Below are 23225 nucleotides of genomic sequence, written 5' to 3'. Positions count from 1 at the left end.
AGAGAGATGCTGACGGAACAGTTATGGGAGGGTCAGCAATCCGTCAATCGACTTTCGACCCTAAAGCGTGGCAAGCAACCGGTTGCTGACCATACCTGCGGAGGCTGCCTGCATGGTAACCTTCTTCTCGACAGCCTCAATGACGGTGTCGGTGAAATCCACATTGGTGAGTTCACGAATATGTCCAAGACCGCCCGGTGAAAAGACATTTACTTCCAGGATCTTATCGCCGACGATATCGAGGCCGACGAGGAACATGCCATCCTCCACGAGCTTGGGTCGCATCATCTCCGCCAGCGCCAGCACGTCGTCGTTGACCTCCACCGCTTCGGCGGTGCCGGAAGCATGGATATTGGAGCGTAGATCGCCCTTAGCTGGAACGCGCCGCAGCGCAGCGTAAGCGCCATCGCGCATCAAAGGCTCTCCATTCATCATGAAGAAGCGGATATCGCCGTTTTTCGCCGCTGGCAGATAGGCCTGCGCTATCAGGTAACCTTCGATGCTGATAGCCTCGAAAATCTGATTGAGATTTGTCTCCTTGGAAGACCCGATCTTGAAGACATTCTTGCCGCCGGAACCCTGTAACGGCTTGACGATAACGCCCTTGGGATGCGCGTCCGCAAAGGCCCGTATCTCCTCAACATTGCGGGAAATCAGCGTGGTCGGACGAACGATTTCAGGAAAGCTCTGGAAGTAGAGTTTGTTTTGCGCCAGCGCCAGGCCTTCCGGGTCGTTTAGAACAAGTACGCCCCGTTGCTCGGCAAGTCGTCCAAAAAGAATGCCAGAATGAACTGCCCAGGGTCGCGCGGTCTGGTCGAGAGAGGGATCGTTGCGCAGCATGAGCGCATCGATCTCTTCGATGTCGATGGTTTCTCGCTGCAACTGCCGCTCCTGCAGAGTGGCGTGAAAAGTTTCCACCTTTTTGTATTTTTGTTTCGGCATGACGAGCGCGTGCACAGCGAGCGTATCATCTGGACGCAGAGTGAAATCACCGGGTGTCAGGTAAATGACGTCGTGACCACGGTTGAGCGCCGCCATGGCGAGGAGCCCGGTGGCGTAGCTTGGATGTTCGCCTTCGATCGAATTGACAAAGAATGCTAGGCGCATAGTTCCCTCCCTTAAAGTGTGGCCATTTCGGCGATGGAAAGCCCCGATCGTATTTTTTCGAGTCTCTCATTGGCTCGCGGTAACAGTAGAAAAGCCGGTCGAATGCCGGGTGGACGTAAGAGGCCACGCAAAGACAGTTCCTGCATCACCGGGAAATGAGCAGCCGAGATTTTGCCCATCCAGAAGGGGTCGAGCGCGCCGCCTTTTCGTAAGTGCTGCAAGACTTCGTTCAGCCCGCGCAGATAAATCGCATCTTTCGGCAATCCGCCACCGCGGTAGATGCGCAGCACCATATTGAATGCGTTGGCCGCATCGAACCCATGTTGTTGCGTCATCAGCCGGTAGGTATCGACAAAGGTTGCACCATCGAGCATCGCGGCGCAGGCAACGACGCGTCCGGCAATCAGCCGCAAGCGTTGACGCGTCATGCCGCCTGCCAGATGTTCGGCCAGCACGGCCAGACCTTCCTGCACACCCTCATAACCGGACAGGCCGGTACGAAACAGGCGCAGTCCTTGAGCCGAACCATTAAAGTAGGTCAGCAAATGGACGCCTATTTCGTGATGCAGGAGAGCGTCGACGCGCCGTTGTTCCATCACCGTATGGCGGGAGATAAGCAGCTTTTCGCCCGTCACCATCAGCCCCGGAGGAAGGTCGTCACGAATTTCGACGCGTGCTCTGAAACTCGGTTCCTCGTGATGATAGGCGTCGACCATCTCGCGGGATTTCTGCACCACCTCGTAACAGCCGACCAAAGGTATTTCGCCCTCATCGACCGGCATTCTACACTGCGCGAGCACGTCCGATGCGAGTGTCAGGAGTTCAGTCTCGACGGAGCCGTAAAGAGCCCGCCCGAAGTCTGTGTATTGACGCCTGTGCATATGCGCCAGCATCGTCAGTTGCAGGTCTATTTCCTGCTGCTTTTCGCGGTAGAGGTGATAGAGGACGGGGTCTTCGAGATGATCGAAAGCGACCGAATAGAGTTTACGCTTCTGCTCTTCGACATCGACGCCCAGCGGGCGATAGAGAAAATGCGGAGCATACTGAAAGTCGCTTTGCTGGAACTCATCGAAGGCTTGCCGGGCATTGATGGGCGTGACGGAAAGTAGGAAATCGAACGATTGAGCGATCTCGTCAATGGACCTGTCCGCGCGTCTCACAGCGTCTACGAAGGCTTTTCGGCCAAGCGCCCGGTGCGTGGTGATGCGCAGCGTTTCGGTGTCCGCCGCAAAAGCTGCAAAGGCCCGCAGCCCCGCATCGAAAAGATCGGCAATCATCGTCTCGCGCAGACCCGGGTAATCCGACCCGGATTCCGGTTGCCGATAGATCGGCGCAAAGCGAACGCCGACGCAGGGAAATCGAACATCGGCTTCCTGCAGCCGGAGGACTGGATCCTGCTTGGGTTCCGGGCGTGTGATCCTCGGTGTGCGGAAACGCACTTCGGCATCGCAGATTGCCTTGATGAAGGCTTTTCGCGCGTTCTGCGTCTGGGGTTCGCTTGTGGCCGAAACCGCAACCTCGTAATGCGGCAGGAAGGGTGAATCGTCGGCAAGCCGGATATCATGCTCCAGTTCACCAATGTCCAGTACGATAAAAGCGCCGAAACGCTTCATCATCTCCGCGCCGACGGCTTGGACGATGGGTGCCGCCTCGCTGAGGCTCGATGCGATGAGATAGGACGCGTTCGACGACGTGATGTCGCGTGCGGCCAGATTTTTTGTGCCATAGGTCAGGTGTAGGCAGAGGAATGGCAGGGGACGGTCGATGTGGAGGCGGCCATCCTTGCCGACATCGGTGCGGATCGCCTGACCCTCTGCCAGAGCCGTGGCAATCTTCGTCGATAATGGAATGTCATCGGTTGCTTTGAGCGAAGACACGTTGTTCATCGGCTCTCTCGCAGCAGTCGCTCGAGGACGGGTTCCAATTCAGTTATGGCGTGACGAATGTCGGAGACGATGCGGGTATCTGGCCTTCCCGTCCACTCGTCCATGAAGATCTTCTTGAACTCGATTGCGATGGCGCAGCCGTTCTGTGGATATCTATCATGAACGAAGCGTGTCTGTTCGCCGCGCCCTTGAAAGGCAACGTTCTCACGAACATCCAACTTGCGGCCACCGATATCTGCCGAGGCAAAGTGCGCCATCACGGCGTCCACGACAAAAGACCATCGGCTTCGATCCATGGAGATCGTACCGATATTGATATCGGGTGCTGTCTCCTGAGGAGTTGGCTCTCCATTCGGGCCACCGCGACGGTGATTGTAGCTGTGAATATCCAGTAGAACAAACCGCCCATGAGACATCTCGATCCGGTCGAGAAAGGACGCAAGCATGGCGTAGTAGTCGTCGTGAACGGAAAGCGACGTAGCGAGTGCCGCCTCTGACGGTGGTTCTTTCCAGACCTCAAGGCCCCAGGACTGGTCTTGCGTCAGATAGATGGCGGCATCGCTAGCCCTGTTGAGATCGATTTCAAAGCGCGATCTGTGTCCGATGATCCGGTTCGTCAGCCCGCCGATCATCTCGCCAGTGAACGGGTCCTCCTCATAGAGCCGTTCCTCGTTCGAAAGTGCGATACTGGCAAGGAGGTCTTCTCGCAGAAGATGCCCGTCATGGATCGCAGTGCCAACAATCGGAGAGCCGCCAAAAGCTGCCGACCAGATTTGTTTCTGCATGATTTCGGATGGGGTCCCGTTTCTCGTCATTTGCGCCTCATGGAGTCCGCAGGACAACACGAAGACGAGAACGTTGGTTCCAGGATACCTCTATCTCGATACGAAGGGCCCAGCTGCAGGCCCGTGAGACCTTAGGCAGGCGATCTCTTCAAGCGCGGCGAATGTGGAAGCGATGGCCGTCTGTCGTAACGACGGTTTCGAGAAGAGCATGACCGTCTTCCCGGCACATATGAGGGATGTCGATAACCGCCAGAGGGTCGGTCGTTTCTACAAACACTTCGTCTCCGGAGGCCATTGCGGCCAGCCTTTTGCGGCAGCGCAGGACAGGCAGAGGGCACTTGAGCCCTCTAAGATCAAAGACGGTCCTTGCGGCCAAAATCACTCCTTGGCCCAGAACTTCCAAAAAGGCTTCTTTGTCGGTTCTTCCGGCTCCTGTGCGCTGAAGGCCAGCGGGTTGACGGCCGGAACGGGCACAGTCTGCGTTGCCGCTGCCGGTGCTGCGCGTTGCGGCACCTGCGCTGCTGCAGCCAGCATGATAGAAGACGGCCGTGCGGTCGTTGCCGGCTGAGATGTCATCGGCTGAGAGGCCGGTACGGCTGGCCCTGCTGGAAATGTCGAAGCAGCGGCGATCGCCGTGGCTCCCGTTGCCGAGATGCCCTTCGCCGCCTTCTTTTCCATCAGTGCGGCAAATTCCGTTTCCTTCATCAGCTTGCCGGCTTTCAGCGCAGAGCCCGTCGGCGCGTATGCCGGTTCACGCCCCTTGCGCTTGTCCGCCACCAGCACCTTGCGTTCGGCTTCGGTTGGATCGTACCACACCATGCCATCGAATTTTTTCATGGCCTTGTCATAGGCAAGGTCGTAGCTCTTGTTGTAGCTGACGAGCGCGCTTGCGAGCGCCGGCGGCGTGCTTGTTGCGGGGCAGGCGGCTGCCGCGTTGAATTGACCACCCTGCGCCTGCTGGTTGAAGACGTACTTCTTCTCGCAGAAATTGACGTCCGGTGGACGCTTGGTCACTTCGAAATGATCGTAGCCGATCTTCAGCATCTTCCAGAATTCGTAATTTTCGCTTTTACGATGACGAGCCATGTTTTCCGCCGTCATGCGGAACGGCAAAGCCTGGAGCTGAATCGTCTTCTGGCCGCCCTTGAAGGCGTCCCGTGCGAATGCGTAGATCTCCAGCATCTGTGCGTCGGTCATCGAGTAGCAGCCCGACGACGAGCAAGCGCCATGGATCATCAGGTTTGTGCCATTGCGACCATTCGCCTGATCGTAGCGGTTCGGAAAACCGGTATTGATCGACAGATAATAATTTGAATAGGGGTTCATGTGCCCGGGCGAAAGATTGTAGAATCCTTCCGGTGCCTGACGGTCGCCCTCTTTGACCTTTGGTCCGAGTTTGCCGGACCAAGCGCAGATATCGTAGGAAGCGATCACCTCGAAGCGATTGTCGCGTCTCGCCTTCCAGACTTCCAGCTTGCCTTCTTCCTTCAAGATGCGAATCATGATCGGCGCATTGCGATCCATGTTCTTCTTGTCCATCTCAGCAAGGATGGTGGGGGAGAGAGGATAATCGACCTTGTTTTTGACGTGAGACACGTCACGCTCGACGGTTTCGAGCGTTTCGTTGCAGCCCGCGAGCATTACACCGGCGCAGGCAAGAAGAGCGATGTGTCTCAAACGCATGGGCGTCATACCGATTTGCATGATGTCGAACGGTCCTAAGGTAAATTGGATTTGATTACAAGTCAGTTGTTTTCTCTCGCAATTCAGGTCGTTGCGGCTTGGTCCTTCATCGCTATATTGATGGCATGATCGCATTGTTTGAAGCTTACTGGCCCCACGTTCTCGCACTGCTCTCGCTTGTCATGGGGACTGTGGCTGCGGTGCATGCGACCATGACCAAGCAGGAAGTCCGTTCAGCCCTCGGCTGGGTGGGCGTTATTGTGCTTTCTCCCATCATCGGCGCTTTGCTCTATGCCATCGCCGGCATCAACCGCATCCGCCGTAACACGCTGGGGCAACAACGATCGTTGATGCATGGCACGATCATGGACCGGGTGGCGCGTTTCGATGCCGATAACAGTCTTGTCGTCGAGCGTTTCGGTCGCCGTTTCGTCGCCATGAAGACTGTTGGCGACCGCGTGACGCGCGCGGCGCTGACGACCGGCAACACCATCGAAACGCTGTCCGATGGAGATCAGGCCTATGCGGCCATGCTCGAAGCCATCGGTCTTGCCCGTCGTTCAATCATCCTGGAAACCTATATTCTCGATCACGACCGGATAGGACTGAGGTTCGTCGCAGCTCTGGCCCGGGCCAGGGAGAGGGGCGTCGAAGTCCGTGTTCTGGTCGACGCCGTGGGTGCGCGATACTCTGTGCCAAGCATACTATCGAAGCTGCGGCTGGAAGAAATTCCCTCCGCTGTCTTCAACGGCAATGTCATCATGGGGCTTCGGCTGCCCTATGCAAATCTGCGCACGCACCGCAAGATACTGATCGTCGATGGCAAGGTTGCGTTTACCGGGGGCATGAATATTCGCGAAGGCTTCACACGCGAGTTCCATGGCGACAAGCAATCACATGATACCCATTTCAAGGTCCAGGGGCCGGTGGTATCCGACCTTTTCACCGTGGCCGCCGAGGATTGGGGCTTTGCCAGTGGCGAGCGTCTTGACGGACCTGTCTGGGACGTCACCATACCGAACGGCGTTCCCGGTCAACCGCTCCTCATGCGCGCCGTGGCTTCCGGTCCCGATAACAGCATCGAGACCAGCCATAAGATGCTTATGGGCGCTTTTTCCATTGCCCGTTCCTCTATCCGCATCATGTCGCCCTATTTCCTGCCGGATCGCGAACTGATTTCCGCCCTCACGACGGCGGCAAGACGAGGTGTTATTGTCGATATCATTGTTCCGGCGACCAATAATCTCATGCTGGTCGACAGGGCGATGACGGCGCAGTTCGACCAGTTGCTGAGGAGTTACTGCCGGATCTGGCGTGCCACGGGCCCCTTCAACCACTCCAAACTGCTGGTGATCGACGACCGCTGGTCCTATGTCGGTTCCTCTAATCTGGATCCGCGTTCGCTCAGATTGAACTTTGAGGTGGATATTGAAGTTCTCGACGAGGGCTTTGCAACGACGGTCTCGGAGCGCATGGCGACTGCCATGGAGGGCGCGACACCGGTAAAGCTGGATGAACTGAGGGCCAGACCGTTTTTTGTTCGTCTCACAGAGCGGATATTGTGGCTGGCTTCGCCTTACCTTTGACACCGGGATCGAGTTGAAACCCTTCACGCGATCCAAGACAGGAAACCGATGCGACCGAAGAACGATAGCCTCCCCGCAGTCTTTATGTCGTCGCTGCGCAACCGCAAGAACAGGCGATGTCCGGACCAGATTGCGGCAGAGCAAACCTCCCCCGTCGTTGCATCCTACAATGTTCACAAGTGCGTCGGTCGTGATGGCAAATTCGATCCCGACCGGATCAGCAAGGTGATCCACGAGTTGCGGGCCGATGTGGTCGCATTGCAGGAGGCGGACAGCCGTTTCGGGGAACGAACGGGCCTTCTGGATCTCGGACGGCTTGAACGTGATTGCGGTCTTACCCCGGTGCCGGTTTCCGGGGGCAGCAAGGCGCATGGCTGGCATGGCAACGTCGTGCTGTTTCGCGAAGGTGCCGTCCGCGACGTTCACACGGTCAAGCTCCCAGGGCTGGAGCCTCGCGGCGCGCTAGTCGTGGAGCTCGATCTAAAGGCGGCTGGAACCTTGCGTGTGATAGCAGCGCATTTCGGCTTGCTGCGGCACTCTCGCGCGCAACAGGCTCGAGCCCTGGTGGAACTGCTCAACGCGCGTGAGACACAGCCGACCGTGCTGATGGGCGACCTGAATGAATGGCGGCTTGGTAACGGGTCATCTCTCAATACCTTTCGTGATGCCTTCGGCACTTTGCCGCCCGCAGTGCCGAGTTTTCCTTCGGGGCTGCCAGTGCTTGCGCTGGATCGGATCATTGCCAATCGTGACGGCATGATCGAGAAGGTCGAAGCGCACGATAGCGCTCTAGCGCGTGTGGCCTCCGATCATTTGCCTTTGAAGGCGACGATCAATACCGCACTCCTGGATGGTCCTGTGGCGAAGTAGACCTGCATCATGCTGTTTTAAAATGCCCTGATCCCGCCCAAATAGATGCCTACTCAGATACCGCAATAGGGACGATTGCAAAGAATCCCCGTTTGCCTCGAACGGTTCGAACCATTTCGTTGGAACCAATCTTGGTGGTGCGCAATTGAATGTCCAACAAAGACATCCGGGCTGCCGCGGGTCATAATTAAACAGGAGAAAACAGATGAAAAAGACTTTTGCCGTAACGTTTGCCGCTGTCACGCTTGGACTGAGCGGTCCTTTGAGCGCGGTCGCCGCAGATCTGGCGCCTTATCGCGAGACCTATCAGGACAGCGATGATCGCAACGGCGTCAAGATTGGTTACCTGACCTGCGACGTTGGCGGCGGTGTCGGCTATGTCATCGGTTCTGCCAAGGAACTGGAATGCACGTTCAAGTCCACGGTTGGCGCGCGTCGCACGGACGTCTACACTGGCGTCATCCGTAAGATGGGTGTTGACCTGGGCTTCACCACGCAAGGCAAGCTCGTATGGGCCGTGTTCGCTCCGACCGCCGGCTACCATCGCGGTTCGCTCTCCGGCCTCTATCAGGGCGCTACGGCTGAAGCGACGCTTGGTGTTGGCGTCGGTGCAAACGTTCTGGTCGGTGGCACGGCTGGCTCCATCCAGCTTCAGACCGTCAGCGTCACCGGCCAGGTTGGTCTGAACCTCGCCGCAACGGGCACTTCGGTCACCCTGACACCGGCCAACGGTTGATCGTCATTTCTGCGGCCACGTCAAAATGCCGCATGAAAGAGACTGCCCTTCTCGCTATAATGGCGGGGAGGGCATTTCTGTGAGAGCGAACGAGGAGTGAAATGAAGGCGACCCTATCTGCCGCAGCGTTTCTGCTGACGTTATCTGTCGCGAGCGTCAGCGCCGAAGGTGATCCGGTGGAAGGTGAACGTGCTTTTGGTAAATGCGCCAGTTGCCACAACATCGACAACCCCCGAACACGCCTTGGTCCGCATCTGATGGGTGTCGTCGGTCGTCGTGCCGGCTCCGTGGCGGATTATCCCAATTACTCGCAAGCGATGAAGGACGCTGGAGCCAGCGGTCTTGTCTGGGATGAAGCGGCATTAAGAGAGTTTCTCTCCAGCCCAAAGAAGAAGGTACCTGGCACTTTTATGCGCTTCTTCGGTCTGTGGAGCGCCACCGAAATCGACAATATCATTGCCTATCTGAAGACAAAGCCTGCCCCGTGACGCCTTTTGATCATCGCGAATCGAGGATCTCCTCTGCGTCCTCGATGGACATGGCATACACCCGATTAGCGATGTCGAAACTGTAGCCGTTGCGGGCAAAGGCCGAGATTTCCTTGCTCATGCGTTTTTCATCAACCTCATCGTCCCGGCGAAACGGACCGAAGCGTCGCTTGCGCGCCAGAACGACAGCTGCGTAGAGATCGTCGCTGTCTGCAAGTGCGTGCTCGGCAATATCTCTACTCACGCCTTTCTGGGTCAGTTTCTGCGCAATGGCGCGCCTGGATCTGCCGCTCCTGACGCCAGAGCGCGTGGTGATTTCGGCAAAGGCGTTGTCGTCGAGCGCCTTGATCTCATAGGCAAAGCGGACGGCTGACTCGGCAAGCGCCTGCACCTGTGATGTGGAGATATCCTGGAACTTCTCTTTTGCCTTACGTGAAATGGCGTCGAACAGCTGGCGCTCCGTCATCATCCGCTTTTCGAGACGATAGATTGTGGAATTTCTGGCCCAGGACAGCATCCGGCTCGTCGGGGCGCTTTCAGTCTCGTCGTCGCTCATGTCATGCCGTGGGTGGGTCGATCGTGGAGTTTCGCAGGGCGTAGACACCGATCGGATGTTCAAGGCCTCGCAGCAGGCGCGGGCCGAGGCTCTCGAACGTGCTCTTGTCCTCCAGCATGCTGACGAAGTCCTCGGACAGGAGAACGCGCCTGCCGACGGTCTTCGTCAGGGTTTCCAGCCGTGAAGCGATATTGACTGCCGGGCCAATCACCGTGAAATCGAGACGGGTCCGGGAGCCGATATTGCCGTACATGACATCGCCGACGTGAACGCCAATCCCGTAGCCGAAGGGCTCATGGCCTCTTTTGATATTGTTTTCATTCAGCTTTTTAAGCCCTTCCTGCGCCTCGCCAATAGCTGCAATCAGATTGGTTGCGGCATCGGCATTGTTCAACGGGAATATTGCCAGCAGGCCATCGCCCATGAATTTGAGGATTTCACCGCCGTTTTTCTCGATCGGCTCCGCCATCGCATCGAAATAGCCGTTCAGCAATTCGATCACGTCATCACGCGGCCACAAGTCGGAGATCCGGGTAAAGTCCCGCAAATCGCAGATCATGATGACAGCGCTCACCGTGTTGCCGCTTCCTCTGCGGGTTGCGCCGTCCAGAATTTCCTGACTGGCATGGGGCCCGACATAGGTTTCAAGCAATGTGCGAGCCATACGATTTTTCAGACGAATTTCCGAAACCAGCGCGATCGCCGGCACCAGACTTTTCAGCGTTTCGATTTCGGACGCCAGAAATCCGTTCGGCCGGTCGCTGGCAAATGTCACCACATGGCGCTTGCCGAATGTGTGTTGGAGCGGCCAGGCCACATAGTCTGTCAGGCCTTCTTGGCGTAGATCGCGATAAATCTGGTAGTCCCGCTCGATGACGCCTGGTCCATGGAGCGCCTGACGGACTTCCTCCGCCCCGTTATGGATATCGTACAAGGGGCTGTTCAGATATTCCGCCGCCGTTTCGCTGCCATAGGCGTAGGTGTCGAATGCCGCTTCCGGCTGGCCGTTGCGCCAAAGGATACGAGCGCCGCGCCATTGTGGATGCTGGACAAGGAAGTTCATCGATGCGCGTGCAATAGAGACGCCCTGATCTCTCAGGCGCACGCACATTTCGACGAATATATTGTCGATATAGCGATTGCCGCTGGTCTGTGTGACGAGCCAGTCGAGCACATTGCTTCTCTGGTGTGGCCAGAGCGCTTTGTTTTCGACTGGGTGTGAAATCTCTACGCTGTCAACAAGAGCCATATGCTCGCCTCCTTCGCCTTAACATGCTTGAAGAGGCGGCAGCGCTCCCACTCCATGCAGGGCATTTGGTGCATCATAGCGGAAAATGGAAGAGCGAAGAGGATAAGAAATATTGTATGTGAAAAAGGCGCTTGCATTTGGCATCAGCCGCAAGCGCCCTTCGTCGATCGGCGTGTGTTCAGGTCTTTAAAGAACGGCAGCCAGAGGAATCTGGAGCGCGTTGGCAACGCGCTTGAGGCGCGATGGGTCGCTGTCTGCGCCCGTTTCAAGCGCAAGAATTTCCTGAGTTGTCAGTCCACAGGTCAAGGCCAGTTGATCGACCGTATAGCCTGCCGCATTACGGGCTGAAGCGATTTTACCTGCAAAAGGCGCATTGGCTTCGTGTGCTGTAAAAGATGTTGAGACGGAAATCGTCATTGAAAATCTCCCTGAAAGAATGGACACGGACGTGTCGGCGGCGAGTGCCGTCGCGTTGATTGCATGCGACTGCGCTGCAAAGGAGAGATGATGTTGCAGCGCAGCAGGGAAAATAGCCATCTTTGACGCACATGCAATAGTTAAATTGCGATTAACGGTTTTGCCATCTCACGGTCCGTCGCAGGCTTCAGACAGCAATAACCCTGCGGCTACTGAAAATAGCCATTGCTGCCGCGCCGGAAGCCTGATGGCGGAATACCGGCAATCTGGCGAAACGCCTTGTTGAATGCGCTGACCGATCCAAAGCCGCTTTCCATCGCGATGCTCAGTATGCTCTCCTTGCCATTCACCAGCATGGCCTGCGCCCGTGACAGGCGCAGAAGCGTCAGATACTTCATCAGCGTCATGCCCGTCGATTTGCGGAACAGGTTCATGGCATATTTCGGGTGCAGGTTGGCCACTCGGGCAATATCCGTCGCATCGATATCGTCGAGGAAGTTGGCGGCGATAAAATCGCACATGCGTGCAACGGCAACAGATGCAGCGTTTTCCTGGCTCGTGGTATTGGCGGCTGAGGCCGCCGAAGAGATCACGTCGTAGGGCTCCATGAACATGCGCTCGACTCGCAGGATCAACTCCTCGACCGCATGTTGCGCCTTTGCCGTATCGCCGGATTTAGCATATTCCCGCCATCGGGCGAAGTTCTCGTCATCCGCCTTTCCTGTGACGTCGGTCAGCATAGTCGCGCCACCCATCAGCATGGCCGATACAGCCGGTGGCAAGCGCATTCGGAAGAAGTGAAAAAGTGGCAGATGTGCGCCAGCGTAAAAGGAATCATCTGAGGATTCGTCCATCTGATGCGGTTGCCCGCCCCAGAACAGGCACATTTGCCCGGCGCCCATCCGGAACGTATGGTCGCCCATGCGATAGTGAACGCTTCCCGACATGACATAATTGACCTCGACCTGCGCGTGCCAGTGGGGCATCAGCATGACGGGCGGATGGTCGTAGAAAAACTGCAGCGTCGTTGGCCACCCTTCGATGCTGCTCGCACCCGGCTGATAGACGGCTTTTTCATCGATCTTACTTTTCGACAAATTCACGTTCCCTTTTTACGAGACAGATTTCGCCACCCCGCTAATCTGCGCATGTTCGCTTAAGAACGGCAATTGAAAAAGGGAGGTTTTCAATGTGCTTAAAATTGACGGGCGTGGCGGTATCGCTTGCCCTGCTTGCGGCAGCACCCGCATCCGCACAAACCACCATCACGATCTGGAGCTGGAATGTTGCCGCATCGGCGCTGAAATCTACCTTGGAAGGCTTCAACAAGGCCAATCCAGACATCAAGGTGGATGTCCAGGATCTTGGTAACAATCAGGTTTATGATAAGGCGCTCGCCGCCTGTGCCGCTGGCGGGGAGGGCCTGCCGGATATCGTAACCGTTGAAAACTTTGAGGCCGAAGTTTTCTGGAGCCGCTTTCCGGATTGCTTTACCGATGTCACCGCGCTCGGTTACACGCCTGAAAAGCAGGCGCTTTTCCCTGAATTTAAACGCACGGAACTGGAAGTCGATGGCGTCGCCTATGCCGTTCCGTGGGACTCCGGTCCTGTTGCCGTTTTCTACCGCCGTGACTTCTATGAAAAGGCCGGTGTCGATCCGGCGACCATCAAGACCTGGGACGATTTCATTGCCGCCGGCAAGAAGGTCATGGAGGCCAATCCCGGCGTGGTCATGACGCAGGCCGACTTCAATGGTGATAGCGAATGGTTCCGCATGATCTCCAACGAGCAGGGCTGCGGTTACTTTTCGACAGATGGGCAATCCATCACCATCAATCAGCCAGCCTGCGTTGCGACGCTGGAAAAGCTGAAGCAGATGAAGGATGCGGGCATCATCACAGCCGCGATCTGGGATGAAAAGATCCAGGCCAACACGGCAGGCAAGGTCGCGAGCCAGATGTATGGAGGCTGGTACGAAGGCTCGATCCGCTCCGGCTCTCCAGACCTTTCCGGCAAGTGGGGCGTCTATCCTATGCCGAGCCTAACGGCAGATGGTCCTCGGGCGGCCAACCTCGGTGGCTCGTCGCTTGCCATCAGCTCCGTCTCCAAGAACAAGGAAGCGGCGTGGAAATTCGTCGACTATGCGCTGACAACGAATGAAGGCCAGGTGACGATGCTGAAATCCTTCGGCCTCGTTCCGTCGCTCCTGTCTGCCGTCAACGATCCGTTCGTCAAGGAGCCGCAACCCTATTGGGGCGGGCAGGCCGTATGGACGGATATTCTGGCGACCCTGCCGAAGATCAAGCCGAGCAGAGGCACGGCCTATCAGTCGGATGCGGAAGGCATCTACCGTGCGGTCCAGACCAAATATCTGGCGGGCGGTTACCCGGACGCCAAGACGGCACTCGACGATGCCGCCAAGCAGATCGAATCCGCAACGGGTCTTCCGGCTGCACAGTGATCTCCCAAGCTGAACCAGAGCCGGGCGCCCCTTGCATGGGGCGCCCGGATAGGCTCAGCCTTCATGCACAATCATCATTCGGGAGGTGAAGATGCCCATCAGAACCAGGGTCGCCTACGCGTTTCTCGCGCCCTATCTTTTGATCTTCACGACGTTCTGGCTCTGGCCAATCATCAATTCGTTTCTGCTCTCGTTTCAGAACACACGCGTCAATCCGTGGCGCTTTGCGCCGACGATGAACTGGGGCCGTCTGATCGGCGACCCGGCATTCTACAACGCACTTTACAACACGCTGATCATCCTCGTCATTCAGGTGCCGATCATGATCGCGCTGGCCACCATCATGGCCGTGCTGCTCAATTCTCCCATGCTGAAGGCAAGACCGCTTTACCGCTTTGCCTTCTTCGCCCCGGTTGTCGTGGGTGAGGTTGCCTATGCTGCCGTCTTCCGTCTGATGTTCAGTGCCGATTTCGGCATCATCAACAAGATGCTGGTGAATGTCGGCCTCCCACCCATATCGTGGTTCGACAATGCCACAGCCGCCATGGCGCTGATCATTATCGCCGTGACGTGGCGGTGGGCGGGCTATAACGCGATCATCATTCTTGCTGGGCTGCAATCCATTCCAGGCGACGTCTATGAGGCGGCGCGGCTAGACAGGGTCAGCAAGCGCCAACAATTCTTTCACATCACGCTGCCGCTTCTCAAACCCATTATCATCTTCTGCATGGTGTTGTCGGTCATCGGGACGATGCAGCTCTTCACCGAGCCTTTCCTTATCACCAATCGCGGTGGGCCGGGTGGCGGAACAGAGACGCTTGGCATCTTCCTCTACCGCCAGGGCTTCACCTCGCTCAATTTCGGCTATGCCTCGGCGATTGCCTATACGATCGCAGCGCTTGCCATCGTCATATCGCTCTTCAATCTCTGGGTCGGGAGGGAGCAGAAATGAGGTCGAAATCGAGATCGCTTCTCTGGCAGAAAATAGCACTGCACGCGACGCTGACGCCGCTTGCGCTGATCTGGCTCTTCCCGCTGTGGATGATGTTCGTCTTCTCCACCATGCCGGATTACGGCATCTTCAGCCCAAATATCGAGTTGATCCCGTCGACGCATTTCATCGAGAATTTCCAGAACCTTCAGGCCGATACCGATTTTCTACGGGCCATGTTCATCTCGATCACGGTAGCGGTGGTCTACACGGTTCTTTCCGTCATGCTGACCTCGATGGCCGGATGGGCCTTGGCGCGCTATCGCTTCGCCGGACGTTCGGTGGTTGTCGCCATCATTATCGGCACGATCACCTTGCCCTATGCGGTCGTGGTCATTCCGCAGTTCATTATGGTGGCGCGCGAGTTCAAGCTTGCGAATACATGGGTAGCGTTGATCGTGCCGCCGCTGTTCAACTCGCTCGGCGTGCTCTTCATGCGCCAGTCTTTCACCATGATGCCGGGTGAGCTTTTCGATGCAGCGCGTGTGGAAGGGGTAAAGGAGTGGCAAATCTTCCTGCGCATCGCGCTGCCGCTTGCGCGCCCGACGATGGCCGCCCTTTCGATCATCCTGTTCCTGGCATCCTGGAACAACTACCTCTGGCCACTGCTGATCAATTCGCGGCCTGGCATGATGACCGCACCTGTCGCCCTCGGCACGTTGATCGGGCTCACCAAGGTTTCTTGGGGTGGTATCATGGCAGGTGCTGTTCTGCTCACCGCACCCATTCTCGTCATCTTCGTGGTGTTGCAGCGCCACTTCATCGCCGGCATCTCTGCCGGTGCCGTCAAGTAATCCGGGAGGAGCCGCATGGCGGGACTTTCACTTAAAAACGTCGTCAAACGTTATGGTTCGCTGGAGGTCATCCATGGTGCGAACCTCGAGATCAAGGACGGCGAGTTCGTCGTTTTCGTCGGCCCCTCCGGCTGCGGTAAATCAACTCTTCTGCGCATGATCGCCGGTCTTGAGGATATTTCCGACGGGGAGATCAGCATTGGTGGTGATGTCGTCAACGATGCCGAACCTGCCGACCGTGGCATAGCGATGGTCTTCCAATCCTACGCGCTCTATCCGCATATGACGGTCGAAGAAAACCTCTCCTTCGGCCTTCGCATGAACGGCAATCCGAAGACGGATACAGAAGCCCGTGTGCGGCGTGCCGCCGAAATTCTTCAGATCAACGAGTTGATGCAGCGCAGGCCAAAGCAGCTTTCCGGCGGCCAGCGGCAGCGTGTTGCCATCGGTCGGGCCATCGTGCGCGAACCGCAGGTGTTTCTGTTCGACGAACCGCTCTCAAATCTCGATGCGGAGCTGCGTGTGCAGATGCGCGTGGAAATCTCCAAGCTGCATAAGCAACTCGGGACCACGATGATCTACGTGACCCACGATCAGACAGAAGCTATGACGCTTGCCGACAAGATTGTGGTGCTGCGCGGTGGCAAGATCGAGCAGGCCGGTGCGCCGCTCGATCTCTATGATGATCCTGAAAACCGATTTGTTGCAGGCTTCGTCGGATCGCCAAAGATGAATTTTCTGCCGGGCATCGTCACTGGTGAGGCCGCCGAGGGCGTAACCATCACCCTCGACCACGCGCCGTCATTCTCACTGACCTTGCCGATTGCAGCACGGCCCGGAACCGGATCGCCTATAATTCTCGGCATTCGTCCGGAGCATTTCGAGGATGCCGGCAAGGCTGCTGATTTGACGGTCGCGGTAGATGTCGCGGAACATCTGGGTAACACCAGCTATGTCTACGCCCATCTGGCGGAGCAGCTACCGCTGGTCGTCGAGCGACCCGAGTCCCGGCATGTCGGTAAACTCGATCGGCTTACCGTCTCCGTTCCTGCCAACAAGGCTTTCCTTTTCGACAGCGGTGGCAAGCGCCTACGCTGACCCCATTTTTCCATCAAAAGCAGATGAGGACTACAATGCCCGACCTTCAACCCATACGCTGGGGTATCATCGGACCTGGCACCATCGCAAAGACCTTTGCCGAAGGCGTTGCACACTCCACCACCGGCAAGCTAGTCGCGATCGCCACGCGAAACCCCGATCGCCCGGGCCTGAGCGATGGCTTCCCCGGCGCTCGCATCGTCAGTGGCTACGACGCGCTGTTATCGGATGCCGAGATCGACGCGGTCTACATTTCAACCCCGCACACCGGCCATGCGGAATGGGCCATCAAGGCGATCCGCGCGGGCAAGCATGTGCTGGTGGAAAAGCCGATTGCGCTTTCGGCCTATGATGCCGATGCCATTTTTCATGAGGCCAAGAAGGCAGGGGTCTTCGTTGGCGAAGCCTATATGTACCGGCTGCATCCGCAGACCGCCAAGATTGTCGATTTGGTCAAGAGCGGCGCGATTGGCGAGGTGCGGATTATCCGTTCCAGTTTCGGCTTCAGCATGGGCAGCTTCCGCGCTGATCATCGGCTTTTTGCCAATGAGAGTGCCGGTGGCGGCATTCTCGATGTCGGAGGCTATCCGGTTTCCATGGCACGGCTAATTGCCGGTGCCGCTTCCGGTCAGCCTTTTATCGAGCCTACCAAGGTGTCCGGCGTCGCCCATCTCGGTCAGTCGGGCGTCGATGAATGGGCGTCCGCCGTCCTGAAATTTCCGAATGATATCATAGCCGAAGTCTCCTGCTCGATCATGGCAAACCAGGATAACGTGCTGCGCATCATCGGCTCTGAAGGGCGCATCGAAGTGCCAGACTTCTGGTTCGCCTCCGGCCATAAGGGCGGGGTCGGCAAGATCGATGTGATTAAGGGCAAGGAACGCCAGACCATCAATGTGGCGGAAGATCGCTATCTTTACTCGTTCGAAGTCGATGCGGCGGGTGAGGCCATCCGCAACACATCACCGGAATTTGCTTATCCTGGGATGAGCTGGGCCGATACGCTCGGGAACCTCAGGGTCATGGACCAGTGGCGCGCATCGGTCGGCCTGGAATATGGTGTGGAGACCGCAGCCAAGCGAGTTCTGAACATCGCTGGCGGCAAGGTCGCTCCCGGCAATTCCGTGCCCAAGCGGCAGATTCCGGGCGTTGCAAAGCCTGCCTCCGTCGTGGCGCTCGGTTTCGAGTTCTTTCCCAACTTCGCCTCCGCCTCGCTGACGCTCGACAGCTTCTACGAGGCAGGCGGCAATCTGTTCGATACAGCCTTCGTCTATGGCGGCGGCAAGACCGAAGCGATCTTCGGCGACTGGCACACCAGCCGCAACGTTCCGCGTGAAGAGATCGTGCTGATCGGCAAGGGAGCGCATTCGCCGCTTTGCTATCCTGACGTTATCGCCAAGCAGCTCGACCAATCGTTGAACCGGCTGAAGACGGATTATGTCGACATCTATTTCATGCATCGCGACAATACCGATGTCCCTGTGGGTGAATTCGTCGATGCCATGGATGCCGAGGTGAAGCGCGGGCGCATCAGAGGCATTTTCGGTGGTTCGAACTGGACGCGCCAGCGCATGGATGAGGCGATTGCCTATGCTGAGAAGACCGGCAAGACAGCACCCGGCGCGCTGTCCAACAACTTCTCGCTGGCCGAGATGCTGGACCCGATCTGGGCCGGATGCGTGGCGGCGTCTGACGAGCCCTGGAAAGAGTGGGCGAAAGAACGCCAGATCCCGAACTTTGCCTGGTCAAGCCAAGGCCGAGGCTTCTTCACGGACAGAGCAGGCCGGGACAAGCGCGACGACGAAGAGATCGTGCGCGTCTGGTACTCCGAGCGCAATTTCGAGCGCCGTGACCGTGCCATCGAGCTCGCAAAGGAGCTTGGCCGTCATCCGATCCACATCGCACTTGCCTATGTGATCGCCCAGCCATTCCCGGTCATCCCGCTGATCGGTCCACGGACCATCGCCGAGTTGGAAGACAGCCTGTCGGCGCTCGACATCAAGCTGACGCCTGAGCAGGTCCGTTGGCTTGAGGCTTGAGTGAATGAGGATATCCGGCCTCCTAATGGTGGCCGGATATCATTTGGATTGCGAGGCGGAGATATCGCTATCGCCCGGAATGAGCTGCATCGGCCAGATGATGTTTTTTGGCTGATCGGGGTAAAAGCTGCTATAAGCCGGCATGGTCGACAGCAGGGTCTTGCCGACAGAGACGCCGAGATCACGCAGCGACATGCGAAAACTTGTGAGCCTCGGCTCGAGAAACTGGCCGCTCGGTCCTTCGCGAAACCCGATCACAGCGAGATCTTGTCCGGCGCGCAGGTTAACCTCGGCCAAGCGCCGGTAGAGACCGATTGCCATCAATTCGTAGATCAGAATAAGCGCCGTTGGGCGTGGGCGCATTTGCAGCCATTCGCTTGCCGCGTGATAGCCACCCTGTTCGCTGGACTTGGCGCGGATGATGAGTTGGTCGTCATAGGGGAGCGAAGCTTCCTGCAGACCCTTGCGATACCCCTCCAGAAAAACGTAGCCGAGGTTGATATCGGTATCTGGTGCAGCAACGGCTATTGAACGATGACCTGCAGCGGCAAGACGAAGCACGGCGGTTCTCGCCACGCCTTCGAAATCGAGATCGATCCAGGCGTGATCGGTGCTGGAACCCGTTCGCCCAAGAGTGACAAAGGGAAGCCGTGTCTGCTTGAGGAAATCGACACGCTTGTCGATCCTGCTGGTGGAGGAGATGACCATCGCATCGACCATGCGCCGCGCTACCATCCGCTTTAAATATTCATCCGGATCTTCTTCGGCCGGACAAGGCAGCACAATGAGATCGAGATTGTGGGCGGAAAACACGCTTTGCAGCCCATCCGTCAGGCCGAGGAAGAAGTTGTCTGCATTCTCGACAGTCTGCGCATCGCTGCCTGTCATCAGGCCAATGACGTTGGTCGTTCCCTGTCTCAGACTCCGTCCAGACTGGTTCGCGACATAACCGAGCTTTTCGGCTGCCTCCAGAACCTTGCGGCGGGTGTCGTCATTCACGTCCGGCTTGCCGTTCAAGGCGCGGGATACGGTGCCGATGGAGATATCCAGATAGTCTGCGAGCTGGCGTATGCCCTTCATGCATGTCCTCCCGGCTCCGGAATTGAGAAGCCTTTCACTATCGTCTTGACACATCTAGCATCTTAAGCATAGTCTCGTAAACGTTTACGAAAGCTGGTTGCGCAAAGAGGAGTTTGCGCGCAGCGGGGAGGATCATGTGACATTGAACGCCGTTTTGTGCGGGTGCGGAGCTATGGCCAAAGGCTGGCTGCGCGCGATCGAATCACATCCAGATTTGCAGGCCTCAATCCGCATATGCGGTCTTGTCGATTTGAACGAAACCGCGGCACGAACTCTAGCCGACGAGTTCTCGCTCCGCGACGTCGTCATCGGCAACGACCTCGAGGACGTCCTTACCAAAACCAGTGCAGACGTGGTTTTCGACGTTGTCATTCCTGATGCGCGTTTCAGCGTGGTCGCCACCGCATTGGCGGCGGGGTGCCACGTGTTGAGCGAAAAGCCGATGGCGCCTTCTCTCAAAGAGGCGAAGACGCTGATCGACTTGGCAGCGCATGCCGGAAAAATCCACGCGATCGTTCAAAACAGACGCTTTATCAGAGGCATACGTCGCTTGCGTCGCGCCGTTCAGGATGGGGTCATCGGCACGCTGACCGCCATTCACTGCGACTTCTTTCTTGCGCCGCACTTCGGCGGCTTCCGCGAAGACATGCAGAATGTGCTGTTGCTGGACATGGCAATCCACACCTTCGATGCAGCGCGTTTCGTGGTCGATCAGGATCCTCTTGCGGTCTACTGCGTCGAGAAAAATCCTGCCGGCTCCTGGTATGCCCACGGCGCATCGGCCAACGCGATCTTCGAACTGTCCAATGATGTGGTGTTTACCTATCGCGGCTCTTGGTGTGCCGAAGGCGAGCGTACGAGTTGGGAAAGCACATGGCGGTTGGTCGGATCTGAGGGTATGATCCTGTGGGATGGGGAAGGCAATTTCTCCGCGTCCTTGGCGGGGACAGACAACGGTCTTCTGCGTGGAGCGTCTTCCGTAAACGTTTCTGAAACTGTGGACGAGGAGCAGACGCAAGGGCATGCTAGCGTGCTCCTGTCGTTCCTTAGGGCGATCGAAAACGGCACAGTTCCCGAAACAGTTTCGTCCGACAATATTAAAAGCTTGGCCATGGTCATGGGCGCGATTGAAAGCGCCCGCACTGGCCGGCGTGTTCCTATCGAAATCTGAGGTCTAATATGAGCGATCCAGCAAAATCCGTCCGTATCGGCACCATGGTCAGTGCGACAAAGGGAGACGCCGCCGAGCGCATCTCTGAAATCGGCGACCTTGGTTTCGAGAGTTTCGAACCGTTCTTCTGGCAGACGACCAATGGCCAGGATCTTGCGGAGCTTGGCAAGCGTTGCGTCGAGGCCATCGGCGATCGCGATATCACCATTTCGACGCTCGGCATGTTCGGCAATCCGCTGGAAGAGACGGAGATGGACCTCCAGACCCTTCAAGGCTGGAAGGACTGCATCGACAACGCCCATCATTTTGGCGCCACCTGCGTGGCAGGCTTTACTGGCCGCGTCCGGGGCAAGCCTTTGCCGGAGAGCTTGCCACGCTACAAGCAAATCTGGAGCGAGCTGGCGAAACGCGCTGCCGACAAGGGTGTGAAGATTGCGTTTGAGAACTGCGCCATGGACGGCAACTGGCAGACGGGCGACTGGAACATAGCGCACAACCCGGACGCCTGGGAGATGATGTTCAACGAGACGCCAGACGACAATATCGGTCTTGAGTGGGAGCCCTGTCACCAGATGGTCTATCTGATCGACCCGCTGCCGCAAATCCGCAAATGGGCGCACAAGATTTTCCACGTCCATGGCAAGGACGCGACCATCCGTTGGGATGTGATCAAGGAACACGGCATCTTCGGCAAGCACCCATTCGTTTTCATGCGCACGCCAGGCTTCGGCGACAGCAACTGGACCAATATCATTTCCGAGCTTCGGCTGGCCGGCTGGTCAGGCTCGATCGACATCGAAGGCTGGCATGATCCAGTCTATCGCGATCAGTTGGAAATGACCGGTCAGGTCCATGCGCTCAACTATCTGAAGCATAGCCGGGGAGGGACCTTCGTCGATCTCGCCGCAGAATATGGAGGCGGCGACCCGTCGCTTCTGTAAGGATAAGGCCGGTGGAGGCCGGCATCGCAATCATGATCAAAGGAGGAGTATCATGACTATTGCAAAGCTTATGGGTGCAGTTGCACTTGCCGCATTGTCGACGCCCGCATGGGCGGAGCCGGTTCAGATCAATCTCTGGACCGTCGATCGGCCGGGAGAGTACCACTACAAGATGGCGGAGGAATTCTCGGCCAAGAACCCGGACATCAAGGTCAACGTCCGCTCGGTTCAGTTCCCGGATATGGTCAACGAACTTGCGAAAGCCATGGCGACGGGTGAAGCGCCAGACGTTACCTATATCGACAATCCGGATGTAGCGCTCTTTGCATCGCGCAAGCTGCTGCTCGACATGAAGCCGATGATCGAAAAAAGCTCGGTCATCAAGCTCGACCAGATCCTGCCTGGCCCACTCGCTTCCGTTACCTATAAGGACGGCGTCTACGGTATCCCACGCGGCGCAAACACCATCGCGCTTTACTATAATGCCGACATGTACAAGGCCGCAGGCCTCGATCCGGACAAACCACCGCAGACATGGAACGAGCTTTACGATGCCGCCAAGAAGCTGACGCAACCGGATAAGGGCGTTTATGGCCTGGCCTTCTCCGCCGCAGCGACCGAAGAAGGCACGTTCCAGTTCCTGCCATGGCTGCAGATGGCGGGCGGTGATTACAACAAGGTCAATGTCCCGGGCGGTGTCGAAGCGCTGACACTGTGGAAGAAGTTCATCGACGAGGGGCTCGCGTCCAAGGACACGCTGATCCGTGGTCAATGGGATTCCACTGGCACCTTCAATGCCGGCAACGCTGCGATGAGCATTTCCGGCCCATGGGAGCTGCCGCGCATTAGTCAGGACGCGAAATTCGACTATCGCGTCGCGATCTTGCCTGTTCCAAAGGAAGGCGCGCCGCATGCCTCCGCGCTTGGAGAGGGCGACAACGTCATCGTTGCCAACTCCAAGCATCCGGAGGAAGCCTTCAAGTTCATCGAATATATGTATGAGCAGATGCCGCGTGTCTGGAACGAGTTCGGTTACGTTCCGGCCTATCCGGTCAAGACCGAAGACCCGAAATACCCGCAGGCCTACAAGGTGTTCGAAGAGTCGATGAAGTTTGCGCGCAACCGCGGGCCAAGCCCCGACTGGTCGAAGATTTCAAAGGCGATTCAGGTTGCCATTCAGACGACGCTGACTGGTCAGGCCAAGGCGGAAGATGCCCTGGCGACGGCACAGAAATCGATCGACAAGATCCTGGGCAAATAATCCGCAGCATCTGTCTGTCTCAAAGT

Annotated in this window: 22 protein-coding genes; 12 read left to right on the top strand and 10 right to left on the bottom strand. The window is 57.3% G+C overall.

What is annotated here, in order from left to right:
• Positions 1-60 precede the first annotated feature (60 nt).
• From QZ862_RS09500 to QZ862_RS09480, 5 genes are all read right to left on the bottom strand, one after another.
• A complete protein-coding gene (locus QZ862_RS09500; RefSeq protein WP_296099337.1) occupies positions 61-1107 on the bottom strand; it encodes a glutathione synthase in 1047 nt (348 codons plus the stop codon).
• An 11-nt stretch (positions 1108-1118) separates the two neighbouring features.
• Positions 1119-2993, bottom strand: a complete 1875-nt coding sequence (locus tag QZ862_RS09495; RefSeq protein ID WP_296099335.1) for a flavohemoglobin expression-modulating QEGLA motif protein — start codon at positions 2991-2993, stop codon at positions 1119-1121.
• Entirely contained in the window at positions 2990-3808 is an 819-nt protein-coding gene (locus QZ862_RS09490) for an N-formylglutamate amidohydrolase (protein WP_296099332.1), read from the bottom strand. Before QZ862_RS09490 ends, QZ862_RS09495 begins: the two co-directional genes overlap by 4 nt.
• A 118-nt stretch (positions 3809-3926) precedes the next feature.
• Positions 3927-4160 (bottom strand): sulfurtransferase TusA family protein, encoded by a 234-nt coding sequence (locus tag QZ862_RS09485; RefSeq protein ID WP_296099329.1) that lies wholly within the window; start codon positions 4158-4160, stop codon positions 3927-3929.
• Entirely contained in the window at positions 4157-5461 is a 1305-nt protein-coding gene (locus QZ862_RS09480; RefSeq protein WP_296099876.1) for a L,D-transpeptidase family protein, read from the bottom strand. The genes QZ862_RS09485 and QZ862_RS09480 overlap by 4 nt, the downstream gene beginning before the upstream one ends.
• Before the next feature lie 125 nt (positions 5462-5586).
• On the opposite strand from QZ862_RS09480, the gene QZ862_RS09475 reads away from it, so the two are divergent.
• The 4 genes from QZ862_RS09475 to QZ862_RS09460 all read left to right on the top strand — a co-directional run bounded on the left by QZ862_RS09475 (position 5587) and on the right by QZ862_RS09460 (position 9141).
• Positions 5587-7047 (top strand): phospholipase D-like domain-containing protein, encoded by a 1461-nt coding sequence (locus QZ862_RS09475; protein WP_296099326.1) that lies wholly within the window; start codon positions 5587-5589, stop codon positions 7045-7047.
• 48 nt (positions 7048-7095) lie between these two features.
• Positions 7096-7917, top strand: a complete 822-nt coding sequence (locus tag QZ862_RS09470) for an endonuclease/exonuclease/phosphatase family protein (RefSeq protein ID WP_296014206.1) — start codon at positions 7096-7098, stop codon at positions 7915-7917.
• 205 nt (positions 7918-8122) lie between these two features.
• The gene (locus QZ862_RS09465; RefSeq protein WP_296014207.1) at positions 8123-8653 is read left to right on the top strand and encodes a DUF992 domain-containing protein; all 531 of its coding nucleotides are present in this window, start codon (positions 8123-8125) and stop codon (positions 8651-8653) included.
• 101 nt (positions 8654-8754) lie between these two features.
• Positions 8755-9141, top strand: coding sequence for a cytochrome c family protein (locus QZ862_RS09460; RefSeq protein WP_296099323.1), 387 nt, complete (start codon positions 8755-8757; stop codon positions 9139-9141).
• Positions 9142-9151: 10 nt separating this feature from the next.
• Here QZ862_RS09460 and recX read toward each other — a convergent pair whose 3' ends face one another.
• From recX to QZ862_RS09440, 4 genes are all read right to left on the bottom strand, one after another.
• A complete protein-coding gene (gene recX / locus QZ862_RS09455; protein WP_296099320.1) occupies positions 9152-9697 on the bottom strand; it encodes a recombination regulator RecX in 546 nt (181 codons plus the stop codon).
• A 1-nt stretch (position 9698) separates the two neighbouring features.
• The gene (locus tag QZ862_RS09450; protein WP_296080014.1) at positions 9699-10946 is read right to left on the bottom strand and encodes an adenylate/guanylate cyclase domain-containing protein; all 1248 of its coding nucleotides are present in this window, start codon (positions 10944-10946) and stop codon (positions 9699-9701) included.
• Between the two features lie 186 nt (positions 10947-11132).
• A complete protein-coding gene (locus QZ862_RS09445) occupies positions 11133-11483 on the bottom strand; it encodes a helix-turn-helix transcriptional regulator (protein WP_296099314.1) in 351 nt (116 codons plus the stop codon).
• An 89-nt stretch (positions 11484-11572) separates the two neighbouring features.
• Positions 11573-12466, bottom strand: a complete 894-nt coding sequence (locus tag QZ862_RS09440; protein WP_296039141.1) for a helix-turn-helix domain-containing protein — start codon at positions 12464-12466, stop codon at positions 11573-11575.
• Between the two features lie 86 nt (positions 12467-12552).
• On the opposite strand from QZ862_RS09440, the gene QZ862_RS09435 reads away from it, so the two are divergent.
• From QZ862_RS09435 to QZ862_RS09415, 5 genes are all read left to right on the top strand, one after another.
• Positions 12553-13824: a sugar ABC transporter substrate-binding protein gene (locus QZ862_RS09435; RefSeq protein ID WP_296099311.1), complete on the top strand. Its 1272-nt coding sequence runs from the start codon at positions 12553-12555 to the stop codon at positions 13822-13824.
• Between the two features lie 91 nt (positions 13825-13915).
• Complete coding sequence (locus tag QZ862_RS09430; RefSeq protein WP_296014219.1) at positions 13916-14776, top strand: sugar ABC transporter permease; 861 nt, start codon at positions 13916-13918, stop codon at positions 14774-14776.
• Positions 14773-15609 carry a carbohydrate ABC transporter permease gene (locus QZ862_RS09425; RefSeq protein ID WP_296014220.1) on the top strand — a complete coding sequence of 279 codons (837 nt, stop codon included), beginning with the start codon at positions 14773-14775 and terminating at the stop codon, positions 15607-15609. The genes QZ862_RS09430 and QZ862_RS09425 overlap by 4 nt, the downstream gene beginning before the upstream one ends.
• Before the next feature lie 15 nt (positions 15610-15624).
• Entirely contained in the window at positions 15625-16707 is a 1083-nt protein-coding gene (gene ugpC, locus QZ862_RS09420) for a sn-glycerol-3-phosphate ABC transporter ATP-binding protein UgpC (protein WP_296099307.1), read from the top strand.
• A 35-nt stretch (positions 16708-16742) separates the two neighbouring features.
• Positions 16743-18746, top strand: coding sequence for an aldo/keto reductase (locus QZ862_RS09415; RefSeq protein ID WP_296099304.1), 2004 nt, complete (start codon positions 16743-16745; stop codon positions 18744-18746).
• A gap of 39 nt (positions 18747-18785) precedes the next feature.
• On the opposite strand, the gene QZ862_RS09410 is transcribed toward QZ862_RS09415, so the two are convergent.
• The gene (locus tag QZ862_RS09410) at positions 18786-19826 is read right to left on the bottom strand and encodes a LacI family DNA-binding transcriptional regulator (RefSeq protein ID WP_296014224.1); all 1041 of its coding nucleotides are present in this window, start codon (positions 19824-19826) and stop codon (positions 18786-18788) included.
• Positions 19827-19962: 136 nt separating this feature from the next.
• Between QZ862_RS09410 and QZ862_RS09405 the strand changes: the two genes are divergently transcribed.
• Genes QZ862_RS09405 through QZ862_RS09395 form a run of 3 tightly spaced genes read left to right on the top strand, consistent with a single transcriptional unit; the run spans position 19963 to position 23199 of the window.
• Positions 19963-20997, top strand: coding sequence for a Gfo/Idh/MocA family oxidoreductase (locus tag QZ862_RS09405; protein WP_296099301.1), 1035 nt, complete (start codon positions 19963-19965; stop codon positions 20995-20997).
• An 8-nt stretch (positions 20998-21005) separates the two neighbouring features.
• Positions 21006-21938: a sugar phosphate isomerase/epimerase gene (locus tag QZ862_RS09400; RefSeq protein ID WP_296099298.1), complete on the top strand. Its 933-nt coding sequence runs from the start codon at positions 21006-21008 to the stop codon at positions 21936-21938.
• Between the two features lie 52 nt (positions 21939-21990).
• Positions 21991-23199 (top strand): sugar ABC transporter substrate-binding protein, encoded by a 1209-nt coding sequence (locus QZ862_RS09395; RefSeq protein WP_296099294.1) that lies wholly within the window; start codon positions 21991-21993, stop codon positions 23197-23199.
• Positions 23200-23225: the final 26 nt, after the last annotated feature.

Origin of the sequence: uncultured Agrobacterium sp. (assembly GCA_913777615.1) — a bacterium.
In the GTDB taxonomy this organism is placed as follows: Bacteria; Pseudomonadota; Alphaproteobacteria; order Rhizobiales; family Rhizobiaceae; genus Agrobacterium.
Note: the sequence above shows the minus strand (reverse complement) of the source record. Positions and strands in the feature narration are given on the sequence as shown.